Origin of the sequence: Hymenobacter rubripertinctus (genome assembly GCF_003583925.1) — a bacterium.
Lineage (GTDB): Bacteria > Bacteroidota > Bacteroidia > Cytophagales > Hymenobacteraceae > Hymenobacter > Hymenobacter rubripertinctus.
Map to the genome: position 1 here is coordinate 1 of NZ_QYCN01000013.1, position 22805 is coordinate 22805.

The following is a 22805-nucleotide window of genomic DNA, read 5'->3' on the forward strand; positions in this document are numbered from 1 at the left end:
TAGGTGCACAAGCCAATAAGCAGAATGTCAGCCAGTCGGTAGCGGCACTTGGCGGCTTGACGGAAATCTTCAACTTGCAGAAAGTAGTCGCGAATCGGGTGGCTCATGACCCAAAGCTAGCCCCCACCCGGCTTCATGCGTTTGCCCTGGGAGACTATTGCGCTAATCCACTGCTTTTGTTCAACGGCTAGGATAGCCGCGACAAGCAGCAAAATCGCGATTGACCCAGTAAAGGGAAGCGAACCGAGCATTGCTAACAAGCCTTCGCCGGAAGCAATGATCAAAATATACAGACCTAACTGCGTAAAAATCAGCACCCACGTGAAAGCGTTGATTGCCCGATTAGCCCGAACCACACTAATGACCACTATACGCCGCCAAAGCCGCCCGTACCGAGCCGTGGAGCTCCAGCAGTTCGGCGGCTTTGGGCTGCTCCAGGCCCAGCTCCTCCATCAGCATCCGTTCGCCGCGGTCCACGAGTTTGGCGTTGCTGAGCTGCATGTCCACCATTTTGTTGCCCTTCACGCGTCCCAGCCGGATGAAGGTAGCCGTAGTGAGCATGTTGAGGGCCAGCTTCTGGGCGGTGCCGGCCTTCAGGCGCGTGCTGCCCGTCACGAATTCGGGGCCGGTGACCACCTCCACCGGAAACTCGGCCGCCGCTGCCACCGCCGAGTTGGCGTTGCACACGATGCAGCCCGTGGCCAGCCCATGTTGCCGGGCCTGCTCCAGCCCGCCAATCACGTAGGGCGTGCGGCCCGAGGCGGCAATACCTACCACGATGTCTTTGCTGGTGATGTTGTGGGCCGAAAGGTCGCGCCAGGCCTGCTGAGCATCGTCCTCGGCATTTTCCACGGCTTTGCGAATGGCCGTGTCGCCGCCCGCAATGATTCCGATAACCACACCGTGGGGCACCCCAAACGTAGGCGGACACTCCGAGGCGTCGAGAATGCCGAGCCGGCCGCTGGTGCCGGCCCCGATGTAAAACAGTCGCCCGCCCGCGCTTAGCCGGGCCACGGTGGCTTCTACCAAAGCGGTGAGCTGCGGCAGCGCCCGGGCCACGACTTGCGGTACGGTCTGGTCGACGCTGTTCATGCCGGTCAGCAACTCCGTCGTGCTCAGCGTTTCAAGGTGGTCGAAGGAGGAGGGGCTCTCAGTTGTCATAGGGGAGGGCGTGTGGGTGCGTCCGTTTAAGTGGGCAATCGACTACTCAGCATAGTGCCGAGCAGAAGGCAGCTGGTAATCGTGACCTGACTACCGTAGCTGTCCAATAACCAGAAACCGGTCGAAAACGTTGGGCGTGTGGGGCGCGTCCTGGTCCAACTCGCGGGTCAGGTCCTGGCCGGCCCAGTGCTCGTAATGGTTGCCGCGCTTCCAGAGCCGCGAGCGGGTTACGTCGTAAATCAGCCCCCGGTAGGCCACCCAGATTTCGTCCCGGTCCTGGCCGTTGCGCAACGCCAGCTGGCCCCGGGTGTAGGTGGGCTGCTCGGCCACCGGCCGCCCATCACCCGTAATCGGCTCGAAACTGCCTTCGCCCCCGTTCATGTTTTAATTCTCAATGGTTCACATTTCATTTCCCTATCCCAGCAGCGCCTGCGTGAGAATCCAGCGGTGGGGCACGTCGCCTTGGGCAGCGCGCAGGTAGTCCTGGTAGCTACAGGGCACGATGCGGCGGGCGTTGCCGGTCAAATTGACTACTTCCATCCACCAGCGGTCGGTTTGCTGGGATTTATAGAACACGATGCGGTCGGGGCTGTCGTCGTCGTCCCGCACATCGGTCTGGAAGCCGTAGCGGGGCGGCCCATGCAGCCCGGCGGCGTAGCGCACGAAGCTGGGACCCCGGAAATCGGTTTCGCGGCGGCGGTAGTAATAGCCTTCCACAAAGTACCAGAGCATGGTAGCCTGCACCATGGCCGCTAGGCCGTGGGTGTCGTGGTCGGGGCGGTAGCCGTAGAGGCCGAAGGAGGTGAGCTGGTCGTTGCAACCCGCGTACCAGGCCAGCTTGGCGGCTTCCTCGTTGGTGAGGCCGAAGGGGTTAGCCGGGTAGTAGCCGGGGGCATCATTCCAGCGCAAAGCCGCGATGTCGAAGCTCACGAAATCGGCCTGTCGCAGTAAGGGCTCAGCCTGCCGGATGTCATCCCGGATCTGACCCACGCGCAGCGTCTCGAAGTGCAGCTTCTCGAGGGCCGTGAGCACATCGGGGGCCACCAGGTACTGCTGGTGGGCGAGTTGGGTGAAGTTGAACAGGAAGGTAGGCGCGTGCAGCAGCATCCGGCGCAGGTGGCTGTCTTCGGGGGGGGCACTGTCGGGTTCGGCCATGTCTACGCGGGCATCCACGGTGGCGAAGCTCACGGGCCGGTCCAGGGTTTCATAAGCCAGAAACTGCCCGTAGTCGAGGTCGTGGGAGCCGCCCAGCAGCAGGGGTACGGTGTTCTGCTCCAGCAAGGCCGCAATAATTTCGCGCAGCCGCTGGTAGGTATCCTCCAGCGTGAGCCCGGGACGCAGGTTGCCCAGGTCCACGAGGCGGCAGGGGCCGCTGCCCTTCTGCAACTGGTACAGGTGGCGGCGCACGGCATCGGCCCCGTGGCCGGTCGGCGGGCCGGCCGCGCTGCCCCGCCATTCATCCAGACCAATCAGGGCCAGATCGGCAGCGCGCCAGTCCGGAAACGTGTCGAGGAACGGTTTTACGTAGCCGGCCAGCGTGGTAGCAGTAGCCGCAGTGGCTACCAGCTCCTCGGAAAGCGGATCAAAAAAAATAGCCAGATTCATCGTGCGCGGAAGGAGCGGACCCCGACAAAGCTACGCAAAACCAGAGCATGGCCCTACCGGATTTCGGGGGAGAGTAATCGTTTTCCCGCGAAAAAAGTAGTTATTTAAGCAGCCTTTTCCGTTTTGGGGCCTTCACCAACCTCCTGCGGCCGGCGCGCCCCCTCCTTGTTTTGCCAACTCCCACCTTAGTGCCCTCTCTCCGCATGGATATTCGTCGCACATTTGATATTCTGCCCCATTTGCAGCAGAAGTACAACAAAGCCGACTGCTTCGCCGCCAAAATAAACGGCCAATACACGCCCATGAGCACCGATGAGGTGGTGGCGCAGGTCAACCAGGCCAGTCTGGGCTTGCGCGCCCTCGGCATTGGCAAAAACGATAAGGTGGCCATCATTTCGATGAACCGGCCCGAATGGATGATTGCCGATTTCGCCATTGCCCAGCTCGGGGCCACCAGCGTGCCGATGTATCCAAGCATCACAGTGGAGGATTACAAGTATATTTTTGCCGATGCGGGCGTGAAAGCCGTGCTGGTGGCCGATCAAAAACTGCTCGATAAAGTACGCGAAGCCACCGAAGGTCTCGCCATTCCGGCCGAAAACGTGTTCACGTTTGACAGGCTGGCCGGAGCCCGCCACTTCGCGGAGTTGCTGGCCCTGGGCCAGCAGGGCAACCCCGCTGACTTGGAGCCAATCAAAGCCGCCGTGCAGCCCGACGATTTGCTCACCCTCATCTACACCAGTGGCACTACCGGCAAGCCCAAGGGCGTGATGCTGACCCATAACAACCTGCTCAGCAACTGCCGCAACACCCAGCGGTTCGTGCCGGTTAGCCAAGAGGATATCGCCCTGAGCTTCCTGCCGCTCTGCCACATTTTCGAGCGCATGGTTACCCACCTCTACCTCATCAACGGCGTGAGTATTTACTACGCCGAGAGCATGGAAACCATTGCCGACAACCTGCGCGAAGTGAAGCCCCAGATCTTCACTACCGTGCCGCGCCTGCTCGAGAAGGTCTACGACAAGATTGTGGCCAAGGGCCACGCGCTGGAAGGCGTGAAGAAAAATATGTTTTTCTGGGCTCTCAACCTGGGTCTCAAATACGACAACCAGCAAAACCACGGCTTTTTCTACAATAGTCAGCTGAAGCTGGCCAATAAGCTCATTTTCAATAAGTGGCGTGAGGCGTTGGGCGGCAACCTGCGCTGCATCGTGAGCGGGGGCGGGGCCTTGCAGCCGCGGCTGGCCCGCGTGTTCTGGGCGGCCGGTATCCGCGTGATGGAGGGCTACGGTCTGACCGAAACATCCCCCGTTATTGCAGTGGGCGGCTTCGAGCCCGAAAACAACATGATTGGCACCGTAGGCCCCGTTATCGATAATACGGAAGTGAAAATTGCCTCCGATGGGGAAATTCTGACCAAGTCAGAATCGGTGATGAAGGGCTATTACAACCAGCCCGAACTCACGGCCAAAGAATTCGACGAAGAAGGCTGGTTCCACACCGGCGACATCGGGGAGCTGGTGCAGGGCAAATTCCTCAAAATCACGGACCGTAAAAAGGAGATGTTTAAAACCTCGGGCGGTAAGTACATCGCCCCGCAGGTGCTGGAGGGCAAAATGAAGGAGTCGCCCCTCATCGAGCAGTGCATGGTGGTCGGCGACGGCCAGAAGTTCCCCTCCGCCCTGGTCATCCCGTCCTTCGATGACCTGAAGGGCTGGTGCAGGCGCAACAGCGTTTCCTGCGATGGGTCCAATGAGGATCTTATCCGAAACGAGAAGGTGGTAAAGATGTACGAAGACCTCGTGCACAAGCAGAACAGCCACTTTGCCCAATGGGAGCAGGTAAAGAAAATCGTGCTGCTGCCCGAGCAGTGGACCGTAGAATCGGGGGAGATGACGCCCACCATGAAAGTGAAGCGCAAGGCCATTACGGCCAACAACCAGGACCTGATTGAGGGCCTCTATCATTAACAGTGCTTCATGTGCCAGTGCGGAAGGTCCTGCCAATCCGGTAGGACCTTCTTGCCTTTACAGCATGTTGGGCAATGGCACACAATTTGTACAGCGGGAAAAAGTTCCTCATCAATACTTTTTTTATAAAAATATGACACTCAATCTTTTGTCAACCAGCTTTATTGGTGGTGTAGCGCTTGGCCTGACTGCTTGCGGTAACTCAACGTCTGATCTGCCGGCTCCGGCGGCCACTGCTACAACCATTACGGGAGTAGTGCAAGCACGCAACGAAACCCTGCAACCCGTCAGCCAGGCAGGGGCGCTGGTAACGCTGGAAGGTACCACTATCAAGGCCCTCACCGATGCCAAAGGTAGCTATCAGTTGCAGCAGGTGCCGATAGGCAAGCACGTGCTGAATGTAAGCCGGACCGGGATGGGTACTATGCGCTACGAGGCCAACGTCGTGACTCTTGCCCCAATAACTGCGCAGCAGGTAACGCTGGACGAGGAAAGCAGCACGCAGGTAACCGGCTTGCGCCCCGTAGGTCGTACCAGCAACTCCTTTCCCAGCGAGGTAGCCGCCTTTGAATGCACGATACGCTACAACCCCGATTTATATCCTGCTCCTAAGAAGTTTGCTATGGCCGTGTATGTGGGCAAAACCAACGCCGTGAGCAACATAGAATACCTGAGCAGTGGTACCTACGGCTATTCCGAAAGCACACCGGCCCCGGCAGTACGGGGGGGGCGGCAAGATAGAATTGCGTTCCACGAGGCTGAGTTGCAGGCGCTGGGATTCAAAAGCGGCGACCAGGTGTACGTGGTAGCCTATGGATCACCCGTCAATATATCCGAAGGAGGGATAGGTAACCAGGCTTACTATACCATCCCGTATGGTGTCGACCCGATTACCAACCGCGTAAGGAAAGTGACTGCCAATCTTAACAGTAGCCCGGTAAGGGGTAACTTCACGATGCCTTAGATTCGGTTATCGTATGGGTTGGGGCCGACTGCGCGGTAGTAGGTCACGTGGCTGGCCCGAACTTTTTTCGGGTAACTTAGTATGCAAGCATAACATATTATCCGTATGTTTACCAGACTTGATAGCCCTGCCCATGACCCCTGAAGAAACCGTCGATTATAACATCAAGGTTGCCTGGCACGCCATTTCGCGCATGTACAATACGCAGGCAGCCAAGCACGATATTACCACCAGCATCGGGTTCGTGCTGCTCAACATCGACCAGGAAAACGGCACACCGGCCACCAAAATCGCGCCACTGTTGGGCCTCGAAACCCGCTCGCTGACCCGCATTCTGCGCTCGATGGAGGAGAAGGGCCTGATTTACAAACAGGCCGACCGGCACGACAAACGCTCGGTGCGCATTTTCCTGACCGAGGACGGGCTGCGCAACAAGGAAATCTCGCGCCAGACCGTGCGCCACTTCAACCTGAAGGTGCGCGAAGACATCCCGCAAAGCGAACTGGACGTGTTTTTCCGCGTCGTTGGTCAGATCACGACCATGATTGAGGGCAAAACGCTCTACGACAATTTCAAACTCAAGCCCCTGCGCTCCGCCGAATCATCGGCCGCGTAACGGGGCTTGTTTCGTTATGCGTTGTCTGTTTTTCGTTGTTCGATTCGAAAGGCAGATAGCGAGCAACGAAAAACGAACAAAGCATAACGAATAACCACCACTACCCACCAATATGAACCGTACCATCAAAAAAGTAGCTGTTCTGGGCTCCGGGGTGATGGGCTCGCGCATTGCGTGCCACTTCGCCAACATCGGAGTTCAGGTGCTGCTGCTCGACATTTCCCCGAAGGAGCTGCTGCCCGCCGAAGAGGCCAAAGGCCTCAAGCTGGACTCGGTGCCGGTGAAAAACCGCCTCGTCAACAGCGCCCTGGAAGCCACCGTGAAGGCCAACCCTTCGCCGCTGTACCGCAAGCAGGACGTGAGCCGCATCAAAACCGGCAACTTTGATGATAACCTGAAGGATATTGCCGGCTGCGACTGGACGATTGAGGTAGTGGTGGAGCGGCTCGACATCAAGCAGAGCCTGTTTGAGCGCGTGGAGCAGTTCCGCAAGCCCGGCACCCTGATTACGAGCAACACCTCGGGCATCCCGATTCATATGATGACCGAAGGCCGTTCCGACGACTTCAAAAAGCACTTCTGCGGCACCCACTTCTTCAACCCGCCGCGCTACCTGAAGCTGCTCGAAATCATTCCGACCCCCGACACGGACCAGGCGGTGGTGGATTTCCTGATGCACTACGGCGACCTGTACCTGGGTAAAACCACGGTTTTGGCCAAGGATACGCCCGCGTTCATTGCCAACCGCGTGGGCGTGTTTGCCATCATGGACGTGATTCAGGTGATGCAGCAGCTCGGCCTTTCGGTGGAGGAAGTAGACAAGCTGACCGGTCCGGTTATCGGGCACGCCAAGTCGGCCACCTTCCGCACCTCCGATGTGGTGGGCCTGGATACGCTGATGAACGTGGCCAACGGGCTGGCGAAAAACCTGCCCAACGACGAAGCCAAAACCGTATTCGAGCTGCCCGACTATCTGAAAAAGATGGGCGAGAGCAAGTGGCTGGGCGACAAAACCGGTCAGGGTTTCTACAAAAAAACCAAGGACGACAAGGGCAAAACCGCCATTCTGGCCCTCGACCTGAACACGCTGGAGTACCAGCCGAGCCAGAAGGTGAAGTTTGCCACCCTCGAAACCACCAAAACCATCGAGAAGCTGGCCGACCGTTTCAAGGTGCTGGTAGCCGGCAAAGACAAGGCCGGTGAGTTTTACCGCAAGAGCTTCGCGGGCCTGTTTGCCTACGTGAGCAACCGGATTCCCGAAATCACCGATGCCCTGTATAAGATTGACGATGCCCTGCGCGCCGGCTTCGGCTGGGATATGGGTCCGTTTGAAACCTGGGACGCGCTGGGCGTGCAGGAGGGCCTGGAATTAGCCAAGGCCGAGGGCAAAACCGTAGCGCCCTGGATTGAAGAGATGCTGGCTGCCGGCCACGAAACCTTCTATAAGGTGAACGAGGCGGGCGTGAAGCAGTTCTACGACCTCGACTCGAAAAGCTACCAGCCCATTCCGGGCATGGAGAACTTCGTGATTCTCGACAACCTGCGGGCCACCGGCAAGGTGGTCTGGAAGAACTCGGGCGCCTCGGTGCTCGACATGGGCGACGGCATCCTGAACGTGGAATTCCACAGCAAGATGAACGCGCTGGGCTCCGACGTAATTCAGGGCCTGCTGAAGGGCGTGGAGCTGGCCGAAAAGGACTTCTGCGGCCTCGTGGTGGGCAACGACGCGCCGAACTTCTCGGCCGGCGCCAACCTGGGCCTGGTGTACATGTACGCCCTCGACCAGGAGTACGACGAGCTGAACCTGATGATTGCCCAGTTCCAGCAGGCCATGATGCGGATGCGCTACAGCAGCATTCCGGTGGTAAGTGCCCCCCACGGCCTGGCTTTGGGCGGTGGCTGCGAGCTGAACCTGCACGCCGATAAGGTGGTGGCCGCGGCCGAAACCTACATGGGCCTCGTGGAATTCGGCGTGGGCCTGATTCCGGCCGGCGGCGGCACCAAAGAAATGACGCTGCGCACCGCACTCAAATACGAGGAAGGCGAGCCCGAGTACAACCTGCTCCGCAACACGTTCATGACCGTGAGCACCGCCAAAGTTTCGACCTCGGCCGCCGAAGCCTTCGACCTGGGCTTCCTGCGCCGCGGCGACGAAATCGTGGTGAACAGCAGCCGGGTACTGGCCCAGGCCAAAGCCGCCGCCATCGGGCTGGCCGAGGATGGCTACACCCAGCCGATGCAGAAAACCAACATCAAGGTACACGGCAAAGGCGCACTCGGCATGTTCATGACCGGCGTGCACGCCATGCGACAGGGCAACTACATCTCCGACCACGACATGAAAATCGCCAACAAACTGGCCTTTATCATGTGCGGCGGCGACCTTTCGGCCCCCACCGAAGTATCGGAGCAGTACCTGCTGGACCTGGAGCGCGAAGCATTCCTGAGCCTCACCGGCGAGCGGAAAACGCTGGAGCGCATCCAGTCGATTCTGACGACCGGCAAGCCGCTGCGGAACTAGTGCTAAATCTAGTTCCCCTCCTTGGAAAGGCGGGGCTAGGGGTGGTTGACTGGCGTTGAGCGATAGTTAGTGCTAAAACTAGAAACGCTCAACGACCATCAACCACCCCCAGCCCCTCCTCTCCAAGGAGGGGAGCTAGCTTAGCCTAGTGTAACTCCCACTTTCTCTTAGACTCAAAAGCATGAACGCATATATCGTAGCCGGTTACCGTACGGCCGTTGGCAAAGCCAACCGCGGCGGCTTCCGCTTCACCCGCCCCGATGACCTCGCCGCCGACGTCATCAAGCACCTGGTCGCCTCGGTGCCCGCCCTCGACCCCACCCGCATCGACGACGTGATGGTGGGCAACGCCGTGCCGGAAGCCGAGCAGGGCCTGCAAATGGGCCGCCTGATTTCGTTGCTCGCCCTGCCGATGAACGTATCGGGCCTCATCGTGAATCGCTACTGCGGCTCGGGTGTGGAAACCATTGCCATGGCCACCGGCAAAATCGCGGCCGGCATGGCCGACTGCATTGTGGCCGGCGGCACCGAAAGCATGAGCATGGTGCCCACTGTAGGCTGGAAAACGGTTCCCAATTACAACCTGGCTCAGAAGCACCCCGACTACTACCTCGGCATGGGCCTGACGGCCGAAGCCGTAGCGCAGGACTACAAGGTGTCGCGCGAAGACCAGGACCAGTTCTCCTACAACTCCCACCAGAAGGCTATCAAGGCTATTGAGGCGGGCAAGTTCAAGGAGCAGATTGTGCCCATCACGGTCAACGAAACCTACCTCGACCAGGCCACCGGCAAGAAGAAAACCCGCTCCTACGTAGTGGATACCGACGAAGGCCCCCGCGCCGATACCTCCCTGGAAGTACTGGGCAAGCTGCGCCCGGTATTCGCGGCCAACGGCTCGGTAACGGCCGGCAACTCCTCGCAGACCTCCGACGGTGCCGCTTTCGTTATCGTGATGTCGGAGCGCATGGTGAAAGAGCTGAACCTGGAGCCCATTGCCCGCATGGTCACCTACGCCACTGAGGGCATCGACCCGCGCATTATGGGTATGGGCCCCGTGAAGGCCATTCCGAAGGCGCTGAAGCAGGCCGGCATGAAGCTCCAGGACATCGACCTGTTCGAGCTCAACGAGGCCTTCGCCTCCCAGAGCCTGGCTGTGATGCGCGAGCTGGAAATGGACCAGAGCAAGGTGAACGTGAACGGCGGCGCCATTGCCCTCGGCCACCCGCTCGGCTGCTCCGGCGCCAAGCTCAGCATCCAGCTCTTCCACGAGCTGCGCGCCCAGAACAAGAAATACGGCATGGTTACCGCCTGCGTAGGCGGCGGCCAGGGCGTAGCCGGCATCTACGAGTTGCTGAAGTAACAGGCGGTATCACAACCCCGCCATCCGCTTAAACGAAAACCCCGGAAGGCATTCCGGGGTTTTCTTAACACAAAGTACTCGGCAAGCATAACAAATTTTTGTATCTTGCGCTACGAGTATAACGCTGGCCGCCTTCGCTTAAAGTAGTAGGCAAGCCGAGCAACTTACTTTCTACTTTTCCCACCTCAACCTTCAACATATCATGGAAGTTACCAATCAACTAGTGAAAGGCGGCGAGTTTATCATCAAGGAAACCGAAGCCCAGGACGTATTCACGCCCGCCGATTTTTCGGAAGAGCAGAACATGATGCACCAGACCGCCCTCGACTTCGTGGGGAAGGAGGTGACGCCGCTGCTCGACCGTCTCGACAACCATGAGGAGGGCCTTATGCGCGGCCTGATGGAGAAAGCCGGCGAGCTGGGCCTGTTTGGGGTGAGCATTCCCGAGCAGTACGGCGGCCTCGACATGGACTTCCCCACGTCGTTGCGCGTGACGGAGGGCGTGGGCGGTGGCCACTCGTTCCCGGTAGCTTTCGCGGCCCACACCGGCATTGCCATGCTGCCCATTCTGTACTTCGGCAACGAGGAGCAGAAGGCCAAGTATCTGCCCGGCCTCACCAGCGGTGAGCTCATGGGAGCCTACTGCCTCACCGAGCCCGGCTCCGGTTCCGACGCCCTTGGTGCCAAAACCAAGGCTATGCCCACCGAGGACGGTGAGCATTACGTGCTCAACGGCCAGAAAATGTGGATTACGAACGGCGGTTTCGCCGACGTTTTCATCGTTTTCGCCCAGGTGGACGGCGACAAGTTCACGGGTTTTATTGTGGATAAAGAAACGCCCGGCCTGACCCTCGGCAACGAGGAGCACAAAATGGGCATCAAAGGTTCTTCGACCCGTCAGGTGTTCCTGTCGGACGCGAAAGTGCCGAAATCGGCGGTGCTGGGCGAGATTGGCAAGGGCCACCTGATTGCCTTCAACATCCTCAACATCGGCCGCATTAAGCTGGCTGCTGCCTGCCTGGGTGCTACCAAAATGTGCGCCACCCAGAGCGTGCGCTACGCCAACGAGCGGGTGCAGTTCAAGCTGCCCATCAGCAAGTTCGGCGCCATCAAGTTCAAGCTGGCCCAGCAGGCCATCCGCATCTACGCCGTCGAATCGGCGATTTACCGGGCTGGCATGGATATCTTCCGCATGGAGCAGGAGCTGCTGGCCAAGGGCCAGAGCCACAACGAGGCTCTGCTGGGTGCCGCCCGCGAGTTTGCCGTGGAGTGCGCTATCCTCAAAGTAGAAGGCTCGGAAGTGCTCGACTACGTGGTGGACGAAGGCGTGCAGATTTATGGTGGTTACGGCTTCTCGGCCGACTACCCCATGGACCGCGCTTACCGGGATTCGCGCATCAACCGCATCTTCGAGGGCACGAACGAAATCAACCGCATGCTGGCCGTTGATATGATCCTGAAGAAGGCCATGAAGGGCGAGCTGGACCTGATGGGCCCCGCCCAGGCCGTGCAGCAGGAGCTGATGGCCATTCCGGACATGAACCTGGAAGAGGAAAACGGCCTGTTCGCCACTGAGAAAAAGACGCTGGCCAAGCTGAAGAAGGCCATTCTGATGGTAGCCGGTACGGCCGTGCAGAAGTACATGAACTCGCTGGCCAAGGAGCAGGAAGTGCTCATGAACATCGCCGACATGGCCATCAAGGTGTACACTGCCGAAAGCATCCTGCTCCGCGTGGAGAAAGAGGCCGAAACCAAGGGCGAGGAGGCCGTTTCGACGCAGATTGACATGGCCCGCGTGTACCTCTACGACACGGTAGACCAGGTAAACAAGTTCGGTAAGGACGCCATCGGCACCATGACCGAGGGCGACGAGCAGCGCCTGCTGGCCATGGGCCTCAAACGCTTCACCAAGGCCGACCTCTACAACGCCAAGGAAGCCCGTCGTCGCATTGCCGACAAGCTGATTGCCGCCAACGAGTACGCTTACTAAGGACCACGAATTGGGGCGGAGTTAAACGGGTTGTGCGAATTTTTTGTCCGGCGCTGGCGCCGGCAAATCCGTCACTTTTCGCCACTCCAAAACAGCTCAAACAACCAGCCGCTCCCATTTGGGGGCGGCTGGTTGCTTTTTAGTAGCTTTCGGAGGCCAGGCAACACCCGGGCGGCTCACGCCGTTTGTGCTAGCAGTTCTACTATCCCACCCAAATTCCCCCACTTATGGCCAACGAACAGGTTCAGGGCAAAGACTTTTACGAAAGCGTGCTCCGGTTCTACGACCACGCGGCCAGCTTCTCGAAGCTGGACCCCGGCATTCTGGCCCAGATTAGGGCCTGCAACAGTATTTACAAGGTCAACTTCCCGGTCGAGGTGGATGGCCACGTGCAGGTATTCGAGGGCATCCGGGTGCAGCACAGCCATCATAAGCTGCCCAGCAAGGGCGGTATCCGCTACAGCATTTACGTGGATGAGGACGAGGTAATGGCCCTGGCCACCCTTATGACCTTCAAGTGCGCCCTCGTCGATGTGCCGTTCGGCGGGGCTAAGGGCGGCGTCAAAATCAACCCCCGCACCACGCCCGAGCACGTGCTGGAGCGCGTAACGCGCCGCTACGCCAGCGAGCTGGTCAAGAAAAACCTGATCGGCCCCGGCATGGATGTGCCCGCGCCCGACTACGGCACCGGCAGCCGCGAAATGGCCTGGATTGCCGATACCTACATGACCTTCAAGTACGGCGACACCAACGCGCTGGGCTGCGTAACGGGCAAGCCCGTGGGCCAGGGCGGCATCCGGGGCCGGACCGAAGCCACCGGCCTGGGCGTGTTCTACGGCCTGCGCGAACTGATGGCGGATGAGCCGCTGCTGAAGAAAATGGGCCTGAGCGAAGGCATGGCTGGTAAGCGCATCATCGTGCAGGGCCTGGGCAACGTGGGCTACTACGCGGCTAAGTTCTGCCAGGAAGCGGGCGCCCTCATCATCGGTATTGCCGAGCGCGAAGGCGGCATCTACAGCGAAGAGGGCCTCGATGTGGAGGCTGTTTTCCAGCACCGCCAGAGCACCAGCTCCATCCTGGGTTTCAAAGGCGCCAAAGACATTGAGGAGTCGCTCGATCTGCTCGAATACGAGTGCGACGTGCTGCTACCAGCCGCCCTCGAAAACCAGATTACTGAGGAAAACGCGCCGAGAGTGAAGGCCAAAGTTGTGGCCGAGGGCGCCAACGGCCCCACCACCCAGGGAGCCGAGAAAATCCTGCTGGAGCGCGGCATCGTCATCCTGCCCGACCTGTACCTGAACGCCGGTGGCGTAACGGTATCGTACTTCGAGTGGCTGAAAAACCTGTCGAACGTGCGCTTCGGCCGCATGGGCAAGCGGGCCGAGGAAGGCGCCATGCGCCGCCTGGTGGCCACCATTGAGCGCACCACCGGCCGCACCGTAACGGACGCGGAGCGCCAGTCCATCATCCACGGCGCCGACGAAATCGACCTCGTGCACTCAGGCCTCGAAGACACGATGATTACGGCCTACCAGTCCATCCGTAAAGTGATGCACGACGTGCCCGGTATCACCGACCTGCGCACGGCTGCCTTCTACAGCGCCATCGAGAAAATCGGCGTCAGCTACCAGTCGCTCGGCATCTTCCCGTAAAGGTTAGCTGTTAGCTGTTAGCTGTTAGCGAAAAGCGCCCCTTCCCACATTTGTCGGGAAGGGGCGCTTATCTTTTATGCTAAAGGTTCGACTACAAAATCCGTGCAATCCGCTAAAATCCGTGCTAATCCATGATCCTGTACGTGATCCTTATTTGAGGACTATCTTGTTGAGCATCAGAGCTGCCGATTTCTTGCTGGGGCGGCTCACGCCGATGATGGTTTTGGAGTCGATCCAGGCTGTGAAATCCTTAACATAGGCCAGGTTCTGGTCAGCGGCTACGTTCAGGCCCAGGCCTTTCGGCTCGCTTACCACGCCCGTTGGCACGTTCAGGCGGCGCAGGTAGAGGTCAGATTTGCCTTTAAGCTTCTCCCAGGTCAGAAACTGTATATCCGCCCCGAACACGGCTGCCTGGTAGCCGATGCTGCTGTAGCCTTCCGAGGCCGGAGCCACCTGATTTTTGGCCATAATGCTGTGCCAGCTGGGGGTCAGGAACTCGTTGTAGCCGAACAGGTGAAGTTCCTGGGTGTGCCCGGGCGAGTCCTCGCCGCCCTCTTCGTACTTCTTCTCCGCCACCACTACCAGCTGCTTATCGGCCGTGAGCAGCAGGTCGGTCAGGTAGATGTCTTCCAGACGCTTGGCCGCCGCACCGTTGGCAGCGTTAGCATCGGCCAGATATTGGGGAGTAAATTCAGTTGCGGGCGCAAACTTCATGTCGCCCTCACCCGAGAAGTCAAACTTGACCACCTTCAGGCTGTGATAAAGACCCGTTTGCCGCTCGTTGCAGATGGCGGCGGCATAGAGCGTATTATCGGGTTGCAGCTCAAAACGCGAGTCGAAGATGTTGACCACTTTGCCGCTGAATGTGCCACCTACCGAAACCGACATGACCTTCACCTCGGGCGAATCGTTGCGGTAGCGACGAACGGTGAGCTTTTTCATCTCGTCGCCGGCCAGGGTCACGAACTGAGAGCCATCGTTGCCCACGTGAACCGTCACGGAGAAGAAGCCGCCCTGATCGTGGAAATCGTAGGTGCGGTCTTTGAGCTTGAGCAGCTTTTCGTCGTAAATGGTGGCATTGATTGCCTTGATCTGGTTGCTCTGGAGGGTATAATTCCAAACAATCAGCCGACTGCCATCGGGCGAAAAGGCGGCCCCGGGGCGTCGGTCGCGCGCACTGGCGGAAAGCAGCTTTTTGGCCGGGCTTTTCTGCCCATTGGTCAGGCTGATGGCATACGCATTCAACTGCTGGGCTGCGTCGGTTTTCTGGTGTACCACGACGGTAGCCTGGCCGTTGCTGCGCATGAAGCCCTCCACTACCTCCCCGGCGGCCAGCGGCAGGGAAGTGCTCCAGACCTGCTTGAGGTCCTGATCGTAGCGCTCTACGGCATATTCGTTGGCAGCTTTATGCGCCAGAATAACGAAGCCCCCCGCAGGCAGGGGTAAGGTTTTATGCGCCACGCGCTGGTTGTACCGATCCTGGGACGTTTCGGGCAGGTAGCTAAAGGCGGCAGATTTTACCCGCTGTGCCGAAGCTGAGGCCGGAGCCAGCAACAGCGCCGCGACGGAAAAACCAGTGGCAAACAAAAGAGAAAAACGCACGAGCAAAGTCGGTTTAAGGAAGAAAAATGACCGAAGCCAAAAAACTGTACTCTTCAAAGGTATCCAACTTTAGACGGACTGCGTACATGCGCCAAATCGGTCGTAGCCAGAGGGCAAAAAAGTAGACTTAGCCCTGCTTTATTCCTGCCCGAACGTAACCTGGATGCGACGAATTCGTTTCCCCGACCAGCGCAGTACACTGTTTTTTAAGTGACTGAAGTCAACCAGATAGCATGAAATCTGTATTTCCACTATCTGAATATCAAAGAAAAGAGCTTGATTTTAGGGTCCTTAGCTCGTGAATGGGTTTCTCGCATCATTGACAGGCTCGTTCCTTTAAAGAAAATAAGTCATTGGTCTGATCTTTGTTAACGCATCGGACTCTTCAAAACCAGTAGCGTATTATGAAATCCTTACTCCAGTTTACACTCATGATTTCGCTGGTAGCGGTGGGCAAGCTGAACCAGCAATCTGCCGGACCAGCAACAATTACCAAAGTGGACGTTCCGGTTCTCAATGCTCCGGTTCGCAACGCCTCCCTGCTGCGCGAACGCCCGGCCCCCGAGTCGGTGCTGAAGCCGGGTGGTGGCTCGCGGTTCTGGCAGCTAGCGGCTCCGATGCCAGTCAATTCGCTCCAGTAACGCAACGGTAAGCGGCTCTTCGGAAGCCGCTTTTTTTATGTTTGCTTCCGCAGCAAAAGCCAAACAGATGCAAGTAATTGGTTCAGGTAACGAGCCGTCTGACGATAGTAGCTGCTGACGGGCGAATACCGGAGCCGCGCACCCCCGGCTCAAACAAAGCTATTGGCCTGCTATCCGATTCAAGAGCTGGTGAAGTCGTTTTCTGCAGGATAGGATATGAGAAATACAGCGTGAAACCCCTGTATCGCGCTATATCAGAACGAAATAGACGAATGATCAGCAGTAATATGCGCAGCCGGAGCTTCGGGCTGTAGCCCAAGTCCTGTTCTGAAAGAATACACGCCCCATTTCGATGGTGCTGCCGGTTTTGTCGGGTGCGGAAAGGGGGATGCGTACAGCACCCGACCAGTTGCAATGGTGCCAGGCAGGAGGCTAGCTGATGCGGCTCCAGTTAACGGCCGTGGCGGGCAGGCTCTCGATGTGGTGGCGGATGGCTTGGTTGGCTGGCAGGGCCAGGTTGGGGTCGGCTTCCAACAGGGCCTGGGCCGCAGCCCGGCTCTCGCTCAGAATGCGGCCGTCCTTGGCCAGATCGGCAATCAGCAGGTCGAGCACGCCGCTTTGCTGGGTGCCCATCAGGTCGCCGGGGCCGCGTAGTTTCAGGTCGATGTCGGCGATTTCGAAGCCGTTGTTGGTGCGCACCATCGTTTCGATGCGGGTGCGCGAGTCCTTGCTGAGCTTGTAGCCACTCATCAGAATGCAGTAGCTCTGGTCGGCGCCCCGGCCCACGCGACCCCGCAGCTGGTGCAGCTGCGAGAGGCCGAACCGCTCGGTGCTCTCAATCACCATTACCGAGGCGTTGGGCACGTTTACGCCCACCTCGATTACGGTGGTAGCCACCATAATCTGGGTTTGGTTTTGCACGAAGCGCTGCATTTCGGCGTCCTTCTCGCCGGCCGTCATGCGCCCGTGCACGATGCTGATCTGGAACTCGGGGAAGGCGCGGGCAATACTCTCGTAGCCGTCCATCAGGTCCTTGTAGTCGGCCATGGCCTCGCTTTCCTCAATCAGCGGGTACACGATGTACACCTGCCGGCCGAGCTTTACCTGGTCGCGCAGAAACTGGAATACCTTCAGTCGGTTCGAGTCGAAGCGGTGGACCGTGACGATGGGCTTGCGGCCGGCCGGCAGCTCGTCAATCACCGATACGTCGAGGTCGCCATACAAGGTCATAGCCAGCGTGCGCGGGATGGGCGTGGCCGTCATCACCAGCACGTGAGGTATCACGTGGGGGTTTTTCTGCCAGAGTTTGGAGCGCTGGGCCACCCCGAAGCGGTGCTGCTCGTCCATGATGGTGAGGCCCAGGTTCTTGAACTGCACCACGTCTTCGAGCAGCGCGTGGGTGCCCGTGAGGATGTGCATTTCGCCCGAGCGCAGCTGCTCATGCAGCACCCGGCGGGCGGCCGGGCGGGTAGAGCCCGTCAGCAACCCGATTTTCAGCCCCAGCAGGTCGGCAAATTCCTTGAGGCCGGAGTAATGCTGGTTGGCCAGGATTTCGGTAGGCGCCATCAGGCAGCTCTGGGCGCCGTTATCGGCCGCCATCAGCATGGCGATGAAGGCCACGATGGTTTTGCCCGAGCCCACGTCGCCCTGGAGCAGCCGGTTCATCTGCTGGCCGGCGCAAAAATCCTTGTAGATGTCGTGAATAACCCGTTTCTGGGCCCCGGTGAGGTCGAAGGGTAGTACGTTTTTGTAGAAGTGGACCAGCGTGGGCACCTCCTTGAAAATCTGGCCGGCCAGGCTCACCTTGCGCTGGTCGCGCTGGCGCAGCAGCTTGAGCTGAATATAAAATAGCTCCTCGAACTTGAGCCGGAAGCGGGCCGTCTGGAGCAGGTCGGGCGTCTGCGGGAAGTGAATCTGCTGGAGCGCCGAGGCCTTGCCCATCAGGGCGTACTGCTCAATCAGGGCTGGCGAAAGGGTTTCCTGCACGTGGGGCAGGGCTAGTTTCAGCAAGTCGGCCACCATCCGGGCAATGGCCTTGCTATCCACGCGGTGGTAGTTCTTGAGTTTCTCGGACGTGTTGTACACCGGTTGCAGGAAGCTCTGGCCGGGCTTCTGCTCGGTTACTTCCTCCATTTCGGGGTGGGCCATCTGGGGCCGGCCGTTGAACATCGTGGGCTTGCCGAACACGATGTACTCCTGGTGGTTCTTGATGATTTTCTCCAGGTAGTTCACACCCTTGAACCAGACCAGCTCCAGCTCCCCGCTCTCGTCGGCCACTTTAGCTACCATGCGTTTCTTATGGCCCTCGCCAATCACCTCGCGGCCCCGCAGCACGCCCTTCACCTGCACGTAGGGCAAATCGTCGTGCAAGTCCACGACGTTGTAGAACTGCGTGCGGTCGAGGTAGCGGAAGGGGTAGCGCTGGATCAGGTCGCCGTAGGTGAACAGGCCCAGCTCTTTCTGCAGCAGCTGGGCCCGTTGCAGCCCCACGCCCCGCAGGTGCTCTATTTTGGTCTGAAAAAAACTCATTGTCGGAGCTGTTAGCTGATAGCTATTAGCTATTAGCTGCTAGCTTTTTAGGATTAGGTAAGGCGTTTGATTCCGCACGGAAAGCTAACAGCGAACAGCTATCAGCCATTAGCTAATAGCTTACTTGGTGTAGCGCAGCGTGTTCAACAGATGCAATACGTCCTGCTTCACGTACTCGATAACGGGAGCCAGAGAGTCGTTGGCGGTGGCGGTGCGGAAATACAAAGCCCCCCGGAAGAAGTGGCGGGTGCTGTCGGTGGTGTAGAACTGGAACTGGCTGGGTACTTCACCCTGGAGCTCAAACACGGCTACGCGCATGCCATTGGGCGTTTTCAGGACCTGCTCATCAATAGCCGAAGCCTTGATTTCGTGCTTGCTGGTAAGTTTGCGCGCGTCTTCCAGCAGCCGGGTATAGCGTTGCGGATCCTGCCGCAAATCGGCATAGGTGAGCTGCACGTTGGCCTTGAGCTGCGGATAATACACGTTGATCCAGTGGGGCTGGGCCAGGTAGGAGGAGTCGCGCAGGATTCTGGCCCCGCGGGAATACTCGAAGGTGTAAGGGTGGCCCGGAGCGAGCTGCTGGTAGGCGTGGGGCGGCAAATCGATACGGTTGTATCCCCTGGGTTTGGGGGTGAAATCGGGGGCAGATGTACAGCCGGCAACCAGCAGGCCCAGCAGAAGGGCCGGGCATCGGAGTCCAGAGAAACAGAAAGCGACCATGCGTAAGCGGGACGAGTGAAGCAGTAAAGGTAACCAGGAAAGCCGCGTGGCTTACGTAAGGGAAAGTCTGCTTAACGATAAGCGGATTGCCTACTGGCGCAGCGGCCAACCGGCGCACGAGTGCCCCGGCCAAAGCGGGCTATGCAGCGGTCGGCCTGCGKCAGCAGGTTTGCTGACGCACAAAGCCCCGGCGAAACCGGGGCTTTGTGCGTCAGCAAACCTGCCGGAAATGTTAGAAGGGTAGTTGATCCAGCTCGGGTTCCTGGCGGAAAGTAACGGGTGCCTCGGCCACAGCGGAGGCATCGGCCGTGGCCGGGGTGGTCGGGGCCGCTCCGGGCCGCTGTCCAAGCAGGGATATTTCGTCGGCCACAATTTCGGTGATGTAACGCGTCTGGTTTTCCTTGTCCTGGTACTGGCGGGTGCGGATGCGGCCCTCTACGTATACCTGCTGGCCTTTGCGCAGGTATTTTTCGGCCAGCTCGGCCAGGCCGCGCCAGGCGGAAATGTTGTGCCATTCAGTGCGCTCCACGCGGGTGCCCTGCTTATCCTTGAAATATTCGTTGGTGGCCATCGTGAAGTTGGCCACCGAGTTGCCACCTTCCAGGTGTCGTACCTCCGGGTCCTTGCCCAGATGACCGATCAGAATAACTTTGTTGACGCTTGCCATAGTGTTTGTTAGTGAAGGAGTTGGGGAAGAGAAAAATGATAAATCAAGTGAATAAAGATAATGATTAATAGTTGGATTGCCAAAATTATTAGGTGGTTAAATTCCTGAATTGCTAATGTAATTGGTAATTAGAATTGACTTTGGCAAGTCATCGATTTCCTGGCTTCCGTACGGCTGCAACCCGGTTTCCTGGGGCGCAACCGGCAGTGGTTCCGCCAGCCATACTGTGTGAAAGCGCGCCTCCACCTTCTGGTGGCTCAGCACGTGGCGGAGGGCGGTTACGGGTTCTTCAGCCCGGTTGGTAGCCAAGCGGCCACCCAGCTCGTCTACCACGGCCAGCAAGGCCGGGGCCGCTAAGTCGGCCGAATCGGTTTCGTGCAGGGCGAAGTCGTAAAGACCTTCCCAGATGTCTTTCGGGCCGCGCTTGCGCAGGTACACCGTATCGGCGTGGCGTAGTACCAGGTAATGAAAGTAGCGGGTGCGGGCGGCCTTGGCCTTGCTCTTTACCGGTAACTCCTGCACCATGCCATGCTGGAAGGCGAAGCACTGGGCCTGCATGGGACAGAACAGGCAGTCGGGTTTGGCAGGGGTACACTGAAGGGCCCCGAATTCCATGATGGCCTGGTTGAACTCGGCGGGGGCGTCGGCCGGAATCAACTCATCGGCCAGCTGCTGGAACACTTTGCGGCTGGCGGGCACGGCAATATCCTGGCTCAGGCCAAATATCCGGGCCAGCACCCGGAACACGTTGCCGTCGAGTACGGCCACCGGCTCATCGTAGGCGAAGGACGCAATGGCCGCCGCCGTATACTGGCCCACACCGCGCAGCTTGAGCAGCTCCTGATAAGAGCCCGGAAACCGGCCACCGTACTCCGCTACCACCTGCTGGGCGGTGTGGTGCATGTTGCGGGCCCGGGAATAGTAGCCCAAGCCCTGCCAGTGGCGCAGCACCTCATCCGGGGCGGCGGCAGCCAGCGCCTGCACGCTGGGGTAGGTGGAGCTGAAGTTCTGATAATAGGGGAGGCCCTGTTTCACGCGGGTCTGCTGCAAAATCACCTCCGAAAGCCAGATCAGATACGGGTCGCGGGTGTGGCGCCAGGGCAGGTCGCGGTGGTGGTGCGGGTACCAGGCCCGCAAGGCGGCCGCGAACCAGGGCCGGGAAACAGATGGGGGAGAGGAAGTTAGGCGAGTGGTCAATGCTTTGAGAAAGAATTAGTTGGAATCAATCGGGACGGAAACGCGGATTGCAGGTAAACGGTTTGTATTCCCAAAAAAGCGGGCTACCTTTGTGCCCCTCAAAACGTAGGCAAACTCTTACCGGGCAAGTGCTTACGTTTTGGGGGTGGCACCCGGTGCCAACCACATTTTTTTCACTCCCCAGTACACCTACCAGCGTGACTAAAGCAGAAGTAATTGCCGAAATTGCCGACAAGACCGGCATCGAGAAAGCCGATGTTTCGGCGACCGTAGAGGCATTTTTCAAAGTCGTAAAAGACTCGATGGCCGACGGTAACAACATTTACGTGCGCGGTTTTGGCTCGTTCGTCAACAAGAAACGCGCGAAAAAAGTAGCCCGTAACATCTCAAAGAACACGTCGATCATTATCGACGAGCACTTCATCCCGAGCTTCAAGCCGTCGAAAACCTTCATCGGCAAAATCAAAAACAGCAAAAAGATCAAAGAACTGGCTGCCTAAGCCCTCACTTCGTCGTACTATTGCCGGCTGAGCCGCCGGGAATTCCACTCTGGAAACCCCGGCGGCCGGTCTTTTTTCCTCCCTGCCGATGGCTGTTGCCTCCTCCCCTTCCAAGCATCAACTCCTGATTCTGGCTCTGGCGCTTGCGCTGGTAGCCGGTTTGTTTTTGTTGCCGAAGGTGATTGTGAAGCCTAAGCAAGGGAAAGGAACGCTGGCCCAGGATGCTGCCCGGACGGCCAACCGCGACCAGGGGGCCGCCGCACCCAATGTGGGTGAGCTGGATGAGCACGGCCACCCGGCCGGCAGCCACGAGCAGGGCGCTACTGCCGAACAGCCCCACATGACGTTGCCCCCGGCCCAGCGCCGGGAAATCAGCTCGTTGGCGGCTAAGTTCAGCGCCGAAACCGACCAGACGGCCAAGCTCCGGCTAGCTCAGCAGCTGGCCGAGAAGTACAAGGCAGTGGAACGTTTCGACAGCGCCGGGTATTACCTGGAGCAGATTGCCCGGGTGCGCCCGGGTGAACAAACGTGGAAGCGCGCCGCCGACGAGTACTACGAGGCTTTCAGCTTTGCCACCACCGAGGACCGCCAGAAGCTGCTGGGGGCCAAGTGTCAGGAACTGTACGGAAAAGTGTTGAAGAACAATCCCGACAACCTCGACGCCAAAACCAATCTCGGCATGGCGTACATGGCCAGCACCGATCCGGTGCAGGGCATCACGCTGCTGCGCGAAGTACTGGCCGCCGACCCCCGCAACGAAAAAGCCCTGTATAACCTTGGTTTACTGGCGATTCAGAGCGGGCAGTACGACAAAGCCGCCGACCGTTTCCGGCAACTGACGGAGGTTAATGCCGAAAACCTCAACGGACAGTTCTATCTTGGCGTTTCGTTAGCCAAAACCGGCGCGAAGCAGGAGGCCCGCAAAGCCTTTCTCAAAGCCAAGAGCATCAGCTCCGATCCGGCCCTGGCCGCCTCGGTGGACGAAGAGCTAAAAAAACTCCAGTAGATGAGTTTTTAGTTGTCAGTTGTTAATTGTCAGACCTGACAACTGACAACTGACAACTAAAAACTGACAACTAAACAAGAAAACATTCAACCACTTAACCCACA

Annotated in this window: 18 protein-coding genes; 10 read left to right on the top strand and 8 right to left on the bottom strand. The window is 58.7% G+C overall.

Going from position 1 to position 22805, the window contains the following annotated elements; all coding sequences use genetic code 11:
* Positions 1 to 357: 357 nt before the first annotated feature.
* From murQ to D0T11_RS10100, 3 genes are all read right to left on the bottom strand, one after another.
* A complete protein-coding gene (gene murQ / locus D0T11_RS10090; protein WP_119655670.1) occupies positions 358 to 1161 on the bottom strand; it encodes an N-acetylmuramic acid 6-phosphate etherase in 804 nt (267 codons plus the stop codon).
* A gap of 90 nt (positions 1162 to 1251) precedes the next feature.
* Positions 1252 to 1542, bottom strand: a complete 291-nt coding sequence (locus tag D0T11_RS10095) for a cytochrome b5 domain-containing protein (protein ID WP_119655671.1) — start codon at positions 1540 to 1542, stop codon at positions 1252 to 1254.
* Positions 1543 to 1575: 33 nt separating this feature from the next.
* Positions 1576 to 2766 carry a formimidoylglutamase gene (locus D0T11_RS10100; RefSeq protein ID WP_119655672.1) on the bottom strand — a complete coding sequence of 397 codons (1191 nt, stop codon included), beginning with the start codon at positions 2764 to 2766 and terminating at the stop codon, positions 1576 to 1578.
* Between the two features lie 188 nt (positions 2767 to 2954).
* Between D0T11_RS10100 and D0T11_RS10105 the strand changes: the two genes are divergently transcribed.
* The 7 genes from D0T11_RS10105 (at position 2955) to D0T11_RS10135 (ending at position 13839) form a co-directional block, all read left to right on the top strand.
* Positions 2955 to 4736: an AMP-dependent synthetase/ligase gene (locus D0T11_RS10105; RefSeq protein WP_317127263.1), complete on the top strand. Its 1782-nt coding sequence runs from the start codon at positions 2955 to 2957 to the stop codon at positions 4734 to 4736.
* A gap of 133 nt (positions 4737 to 4869) precedes the next feature.
* The gene (locus D0T11_RS10110; protein ID WP_380282737.1) at positions 4870 to 5700 is read left to right on the top strand and encodes a carboxypeptidase-like regulatory domain-containing protein; all 831 of its coding nucleotides are present in this window, start codon (positions 4870 to 4872) and stop codon (positions 5698 to 5700) included.
* A gap of 133 nt (positions 5701 to 5833) precedes the next feature.
* Entirely contained in the window at positions 5834 to 6316 is a 483-nt protein-coding gene (locus D0T11_RS10115) for a MarR family winged helix-turn-helix transcriptional regulator (RefSeq protein ID WP_119655675.1), read from the top strand.
* A 112-nt stretch (positions 6317 to 6428) separates the two neighbouring features.
* Positions 6429 to 8837 carry a 3-hydroxyacyl-CoA dehydrogenase/enoyl-CoA hydratase family protein gene (locus tag D0T11_RS10120; RefSeq protein WP_119655676.1) on the top strand — a complete coding sequence of 803 codons (2409 nt, stop codon included), beginning with the start codon at positions 6429 to 6431 and terminating at the stop codon, positions 8835 to 8837.
* Positions 8838 to 9018: 181 nt separating this feature from the next.
* Positions 9019 to 10197 (top strand): acetyl-CoA C-acyltransferase, encoded by a 1179-nt coding sequence (locus tag D0T11_RS10125; RefSeq protein WP_119655677.1) that lies wholly within the window; start codon positions 9019 to 9021, stop codon positions 10195 to 10197.
* A 202-nt stretch (positions 10198 to 10399) separates the two neighbouring features.
* Positions 10400 to 12187 (top strand): acyl-CoA dehydrogenase family protein, encoded by a 1788-nt coding sequence (locus tag D0T11_RS10130; protein WP_119655678.1) that lies wholly within the window; start codon positions 10400 to 10402, stop codon positions 12185 to 12187.
* Between the two features lie 227 nt (positions 12188 to 12414).
* Positions 12415 to 13839 carry a Glu/Leu/Phe/Val family dehydrogenase gene (locus D0T11_RS10135; protein WP_119655679.1) on the top strand — a complete coding sequence of 475 codons (1425 nt, stop codon included), beginning with the start codon at positions 12415 to 12417 and terminating at the stop codon, positions 13837 to 13839.
* A 150-nt stretch (positions 13840 to 13989) separates the two neighbouring features.
* Here D0T11_RS10135 and D0T11_RS10140 read toward each other — a convergent pair whose 3' ends face one another.
* Entirely contained in the window at positions 13990 to 15441 is a 1452-nt protein-coding gene (locus D0T11_RS10140; protein WP_147374603.1) for a hypothetical protein, read from the bottom strand.
* Between the two features lie 404 nt (positions 15442 to 15845).
* Between D0T11_RS10140 and D0T11_RS10145 the strand changes: the two genes are divergently transcribed.
* On the top strand, positions 15846 to 16082 hold the full coding sequence (locus D0T11_RS10145; RefSeq protein WP_147374604.1) for a hypothetical protein: 237 nt from the start codon (positions 15846 to 15848) through the stop codon (positions 16080 to 16082).
* Positions 16083 to 16514: 432 nt separating this feature from the next.
* On the opposite strand, the gene recG is transcribed toward D0T11_RS10145, so the two are convergent.
* The 4 genes from recG to mutY form a co-directional block, all read right to left on the bottom strand.
* A complete protein-coding gene (gene recG, locus D0T11_RS10150) occupies positions 16515 to 18611 on the bottom strand; it encodes an ATP-dependent DNA helicase RecG (RefSeq protein WP_119655682.1) in 2097 nt (698 codons plus the stop codon).
* A gap of 120 nt (positions 18612 to 18731) precedes the next feature.
* Complete coding sequence (gene gldD / locus D0T11_RS10155; RefSeq protein ID WP_119655683.1) at positions 18732 to 19331, bottom strand: gliding motility lipoprotein GldD; 600 nt, start codon at positions 19329 to 19331, stop codon at positions 18732 to 18734.
* 232 nt (positions 19332 to 19563) lie between these two features.
* Positions 19564 to 19998, bottom strand: coding sequence for a single-stranded DNA-binding protein (locus D0T11_RS10160; protein WP_119655684.1), 435 nt, complete (start codon positions 19996 to 19998; stop codon positions 19564 to 19566).
* Between the two features lie 96 nt (positions 19999 to 20094).
* A complete protein-coding gene (mutY, locus tag D0T11_RS10165) occupies positions 20095 to 21195 on the bottom strand; it encodes an A/G-specific adenine glycosylase (protein ID WP_119655685.1) in 1101 nt (366 codons plus the stop codon).
* Between the two features lie 197 nt (positions 21196 to 21392).
* Here mutY and D0T11_RS10170 point away from each other — a divergent pair, with 197 nt between their 5' ends.
* Both D0T11_RS10170 and D0T11_RS10175 read left to right on the top strand, forming a co-directional pair.
* Complete coding sequence (locus tag D0T11_RS10170; RefSeq protein ID WP_044000827.1) at positions 21393 to 21695, top strand: HU family DNA-binding protein; 303 nt, start codon at positions 21393 to 21395, stop codon at positions 21693 to 21695.
* An 88-nt stretch (positions 21696 to 21783) separates the two neighbouring features.
* Positions 21784 to 22701 carry a tetratricopeptide repeat protein gene (locus D0T11_RS10175; protein WP_245990727.1) on the top strand — a complete coding sequence of 306 codons (918 nt, stop codon included), beginning with the start codon at positions 21784 to 21786 and terminating at the stop codon, positions 22699 to 22701.
* The last annotated feature ends 104 nt before the right edge of the window (positions 22702 to 22805 follow it).

Coding starts and splice junctions, on each gene's coding strand:
- D0T11_RS10160 (WP_119655684.1), bottom strand. CDS start 19,998: ATGGCAAGCGTCAACAAAGTTATTCTGATCGGTCATCTGGGCAAGGAC.
- recG (WP_119655682.1), bottom strand. CDS start 18,611: ATGAGTTTTTTTCAGACCAAAATAGAGCACCTGCGGGGCGTGGGGCTG.
- D0T11_RS10115 (WP_119655675.1), top strand. CDS start 5,834: ATGACCCCTGAAGAAACCGTCGATTATAACATCAAGGTTGCCTGGCAC.
- D0T11_RS10095 (WP_119655671.1), bottom strand. CDS start 1,542: ATGAACGGGGGCGAAGGCAGTTTCGAGCCGATTACGGGTGATGGGCGG.
- D0T11_RS10135 (WP_119655679.1), top strand. CDS start 12,415: ATGGCCAACGAACAGGTTCAGGGCAAAGACTTTTACGAAAGCGTGCTC.
- D0T11_RS10120 (WP_119655676.1), top strand. CDS start 6,429: ATGAACCGTACCATCAAAAAAGTAGCTGTTCTGGGCTCCGGGGTGATG.
- gldD (WP_119655683.1), bottom strand. CDS start 19,331: ATGGTCGCTTTCTGTTTCTCTGGACTCCGATGCCCGGCCCTTCTGCTG.
- murQ (WP_119655670.1), bottom strand. CDS start 1,161: ATGACAACTGAGAGCCCCTCCTCCTTCGACCACCTTGAAACGCTGAGC.
- D0T11_RS10110 (WP_380282737.1), top strand. CDS start 4,870: ATGACACTCAATCTTTTGTCAACCAGCTTTATTGGTGGTGTAGCGCTT.
- D0T11_RS10130 (WP_119655678.1), top strand. CDS start 10,400: ATGGAAGTTACCAATCAACTAGTGAAAGGCGGCGAGTTTATCATCAAG.
- D0T11_RS10125 (WP_119655677.1), top strand. CDS start 9,019: ATGAACGCATATATCGTAGCCGGTTACCGTACGGCCGTTGGCAAAGCC.
- D0T11_RS10175 (WP_245990727.1), top strand. CDS start 21,784: ATGGCTGTTGCCTCCTCCCCTTCCAAGCATCAACTCCTGATTCTGGCT.
- D0T11_RS10145 (WP_147374604.1), top strand. CDS start 15,846: ATGAAATCCTTACTCCAGTTTACACTCATGATTTCGCTGGTAGCGGTG.
- D0T11_RS10100 (WP_119655672.1), bottom strand. CDS start 2,766: ATGAATCTGGCTATTTTTTTTGATCCGCTTTCCGAGGAGCTGGTAGCC.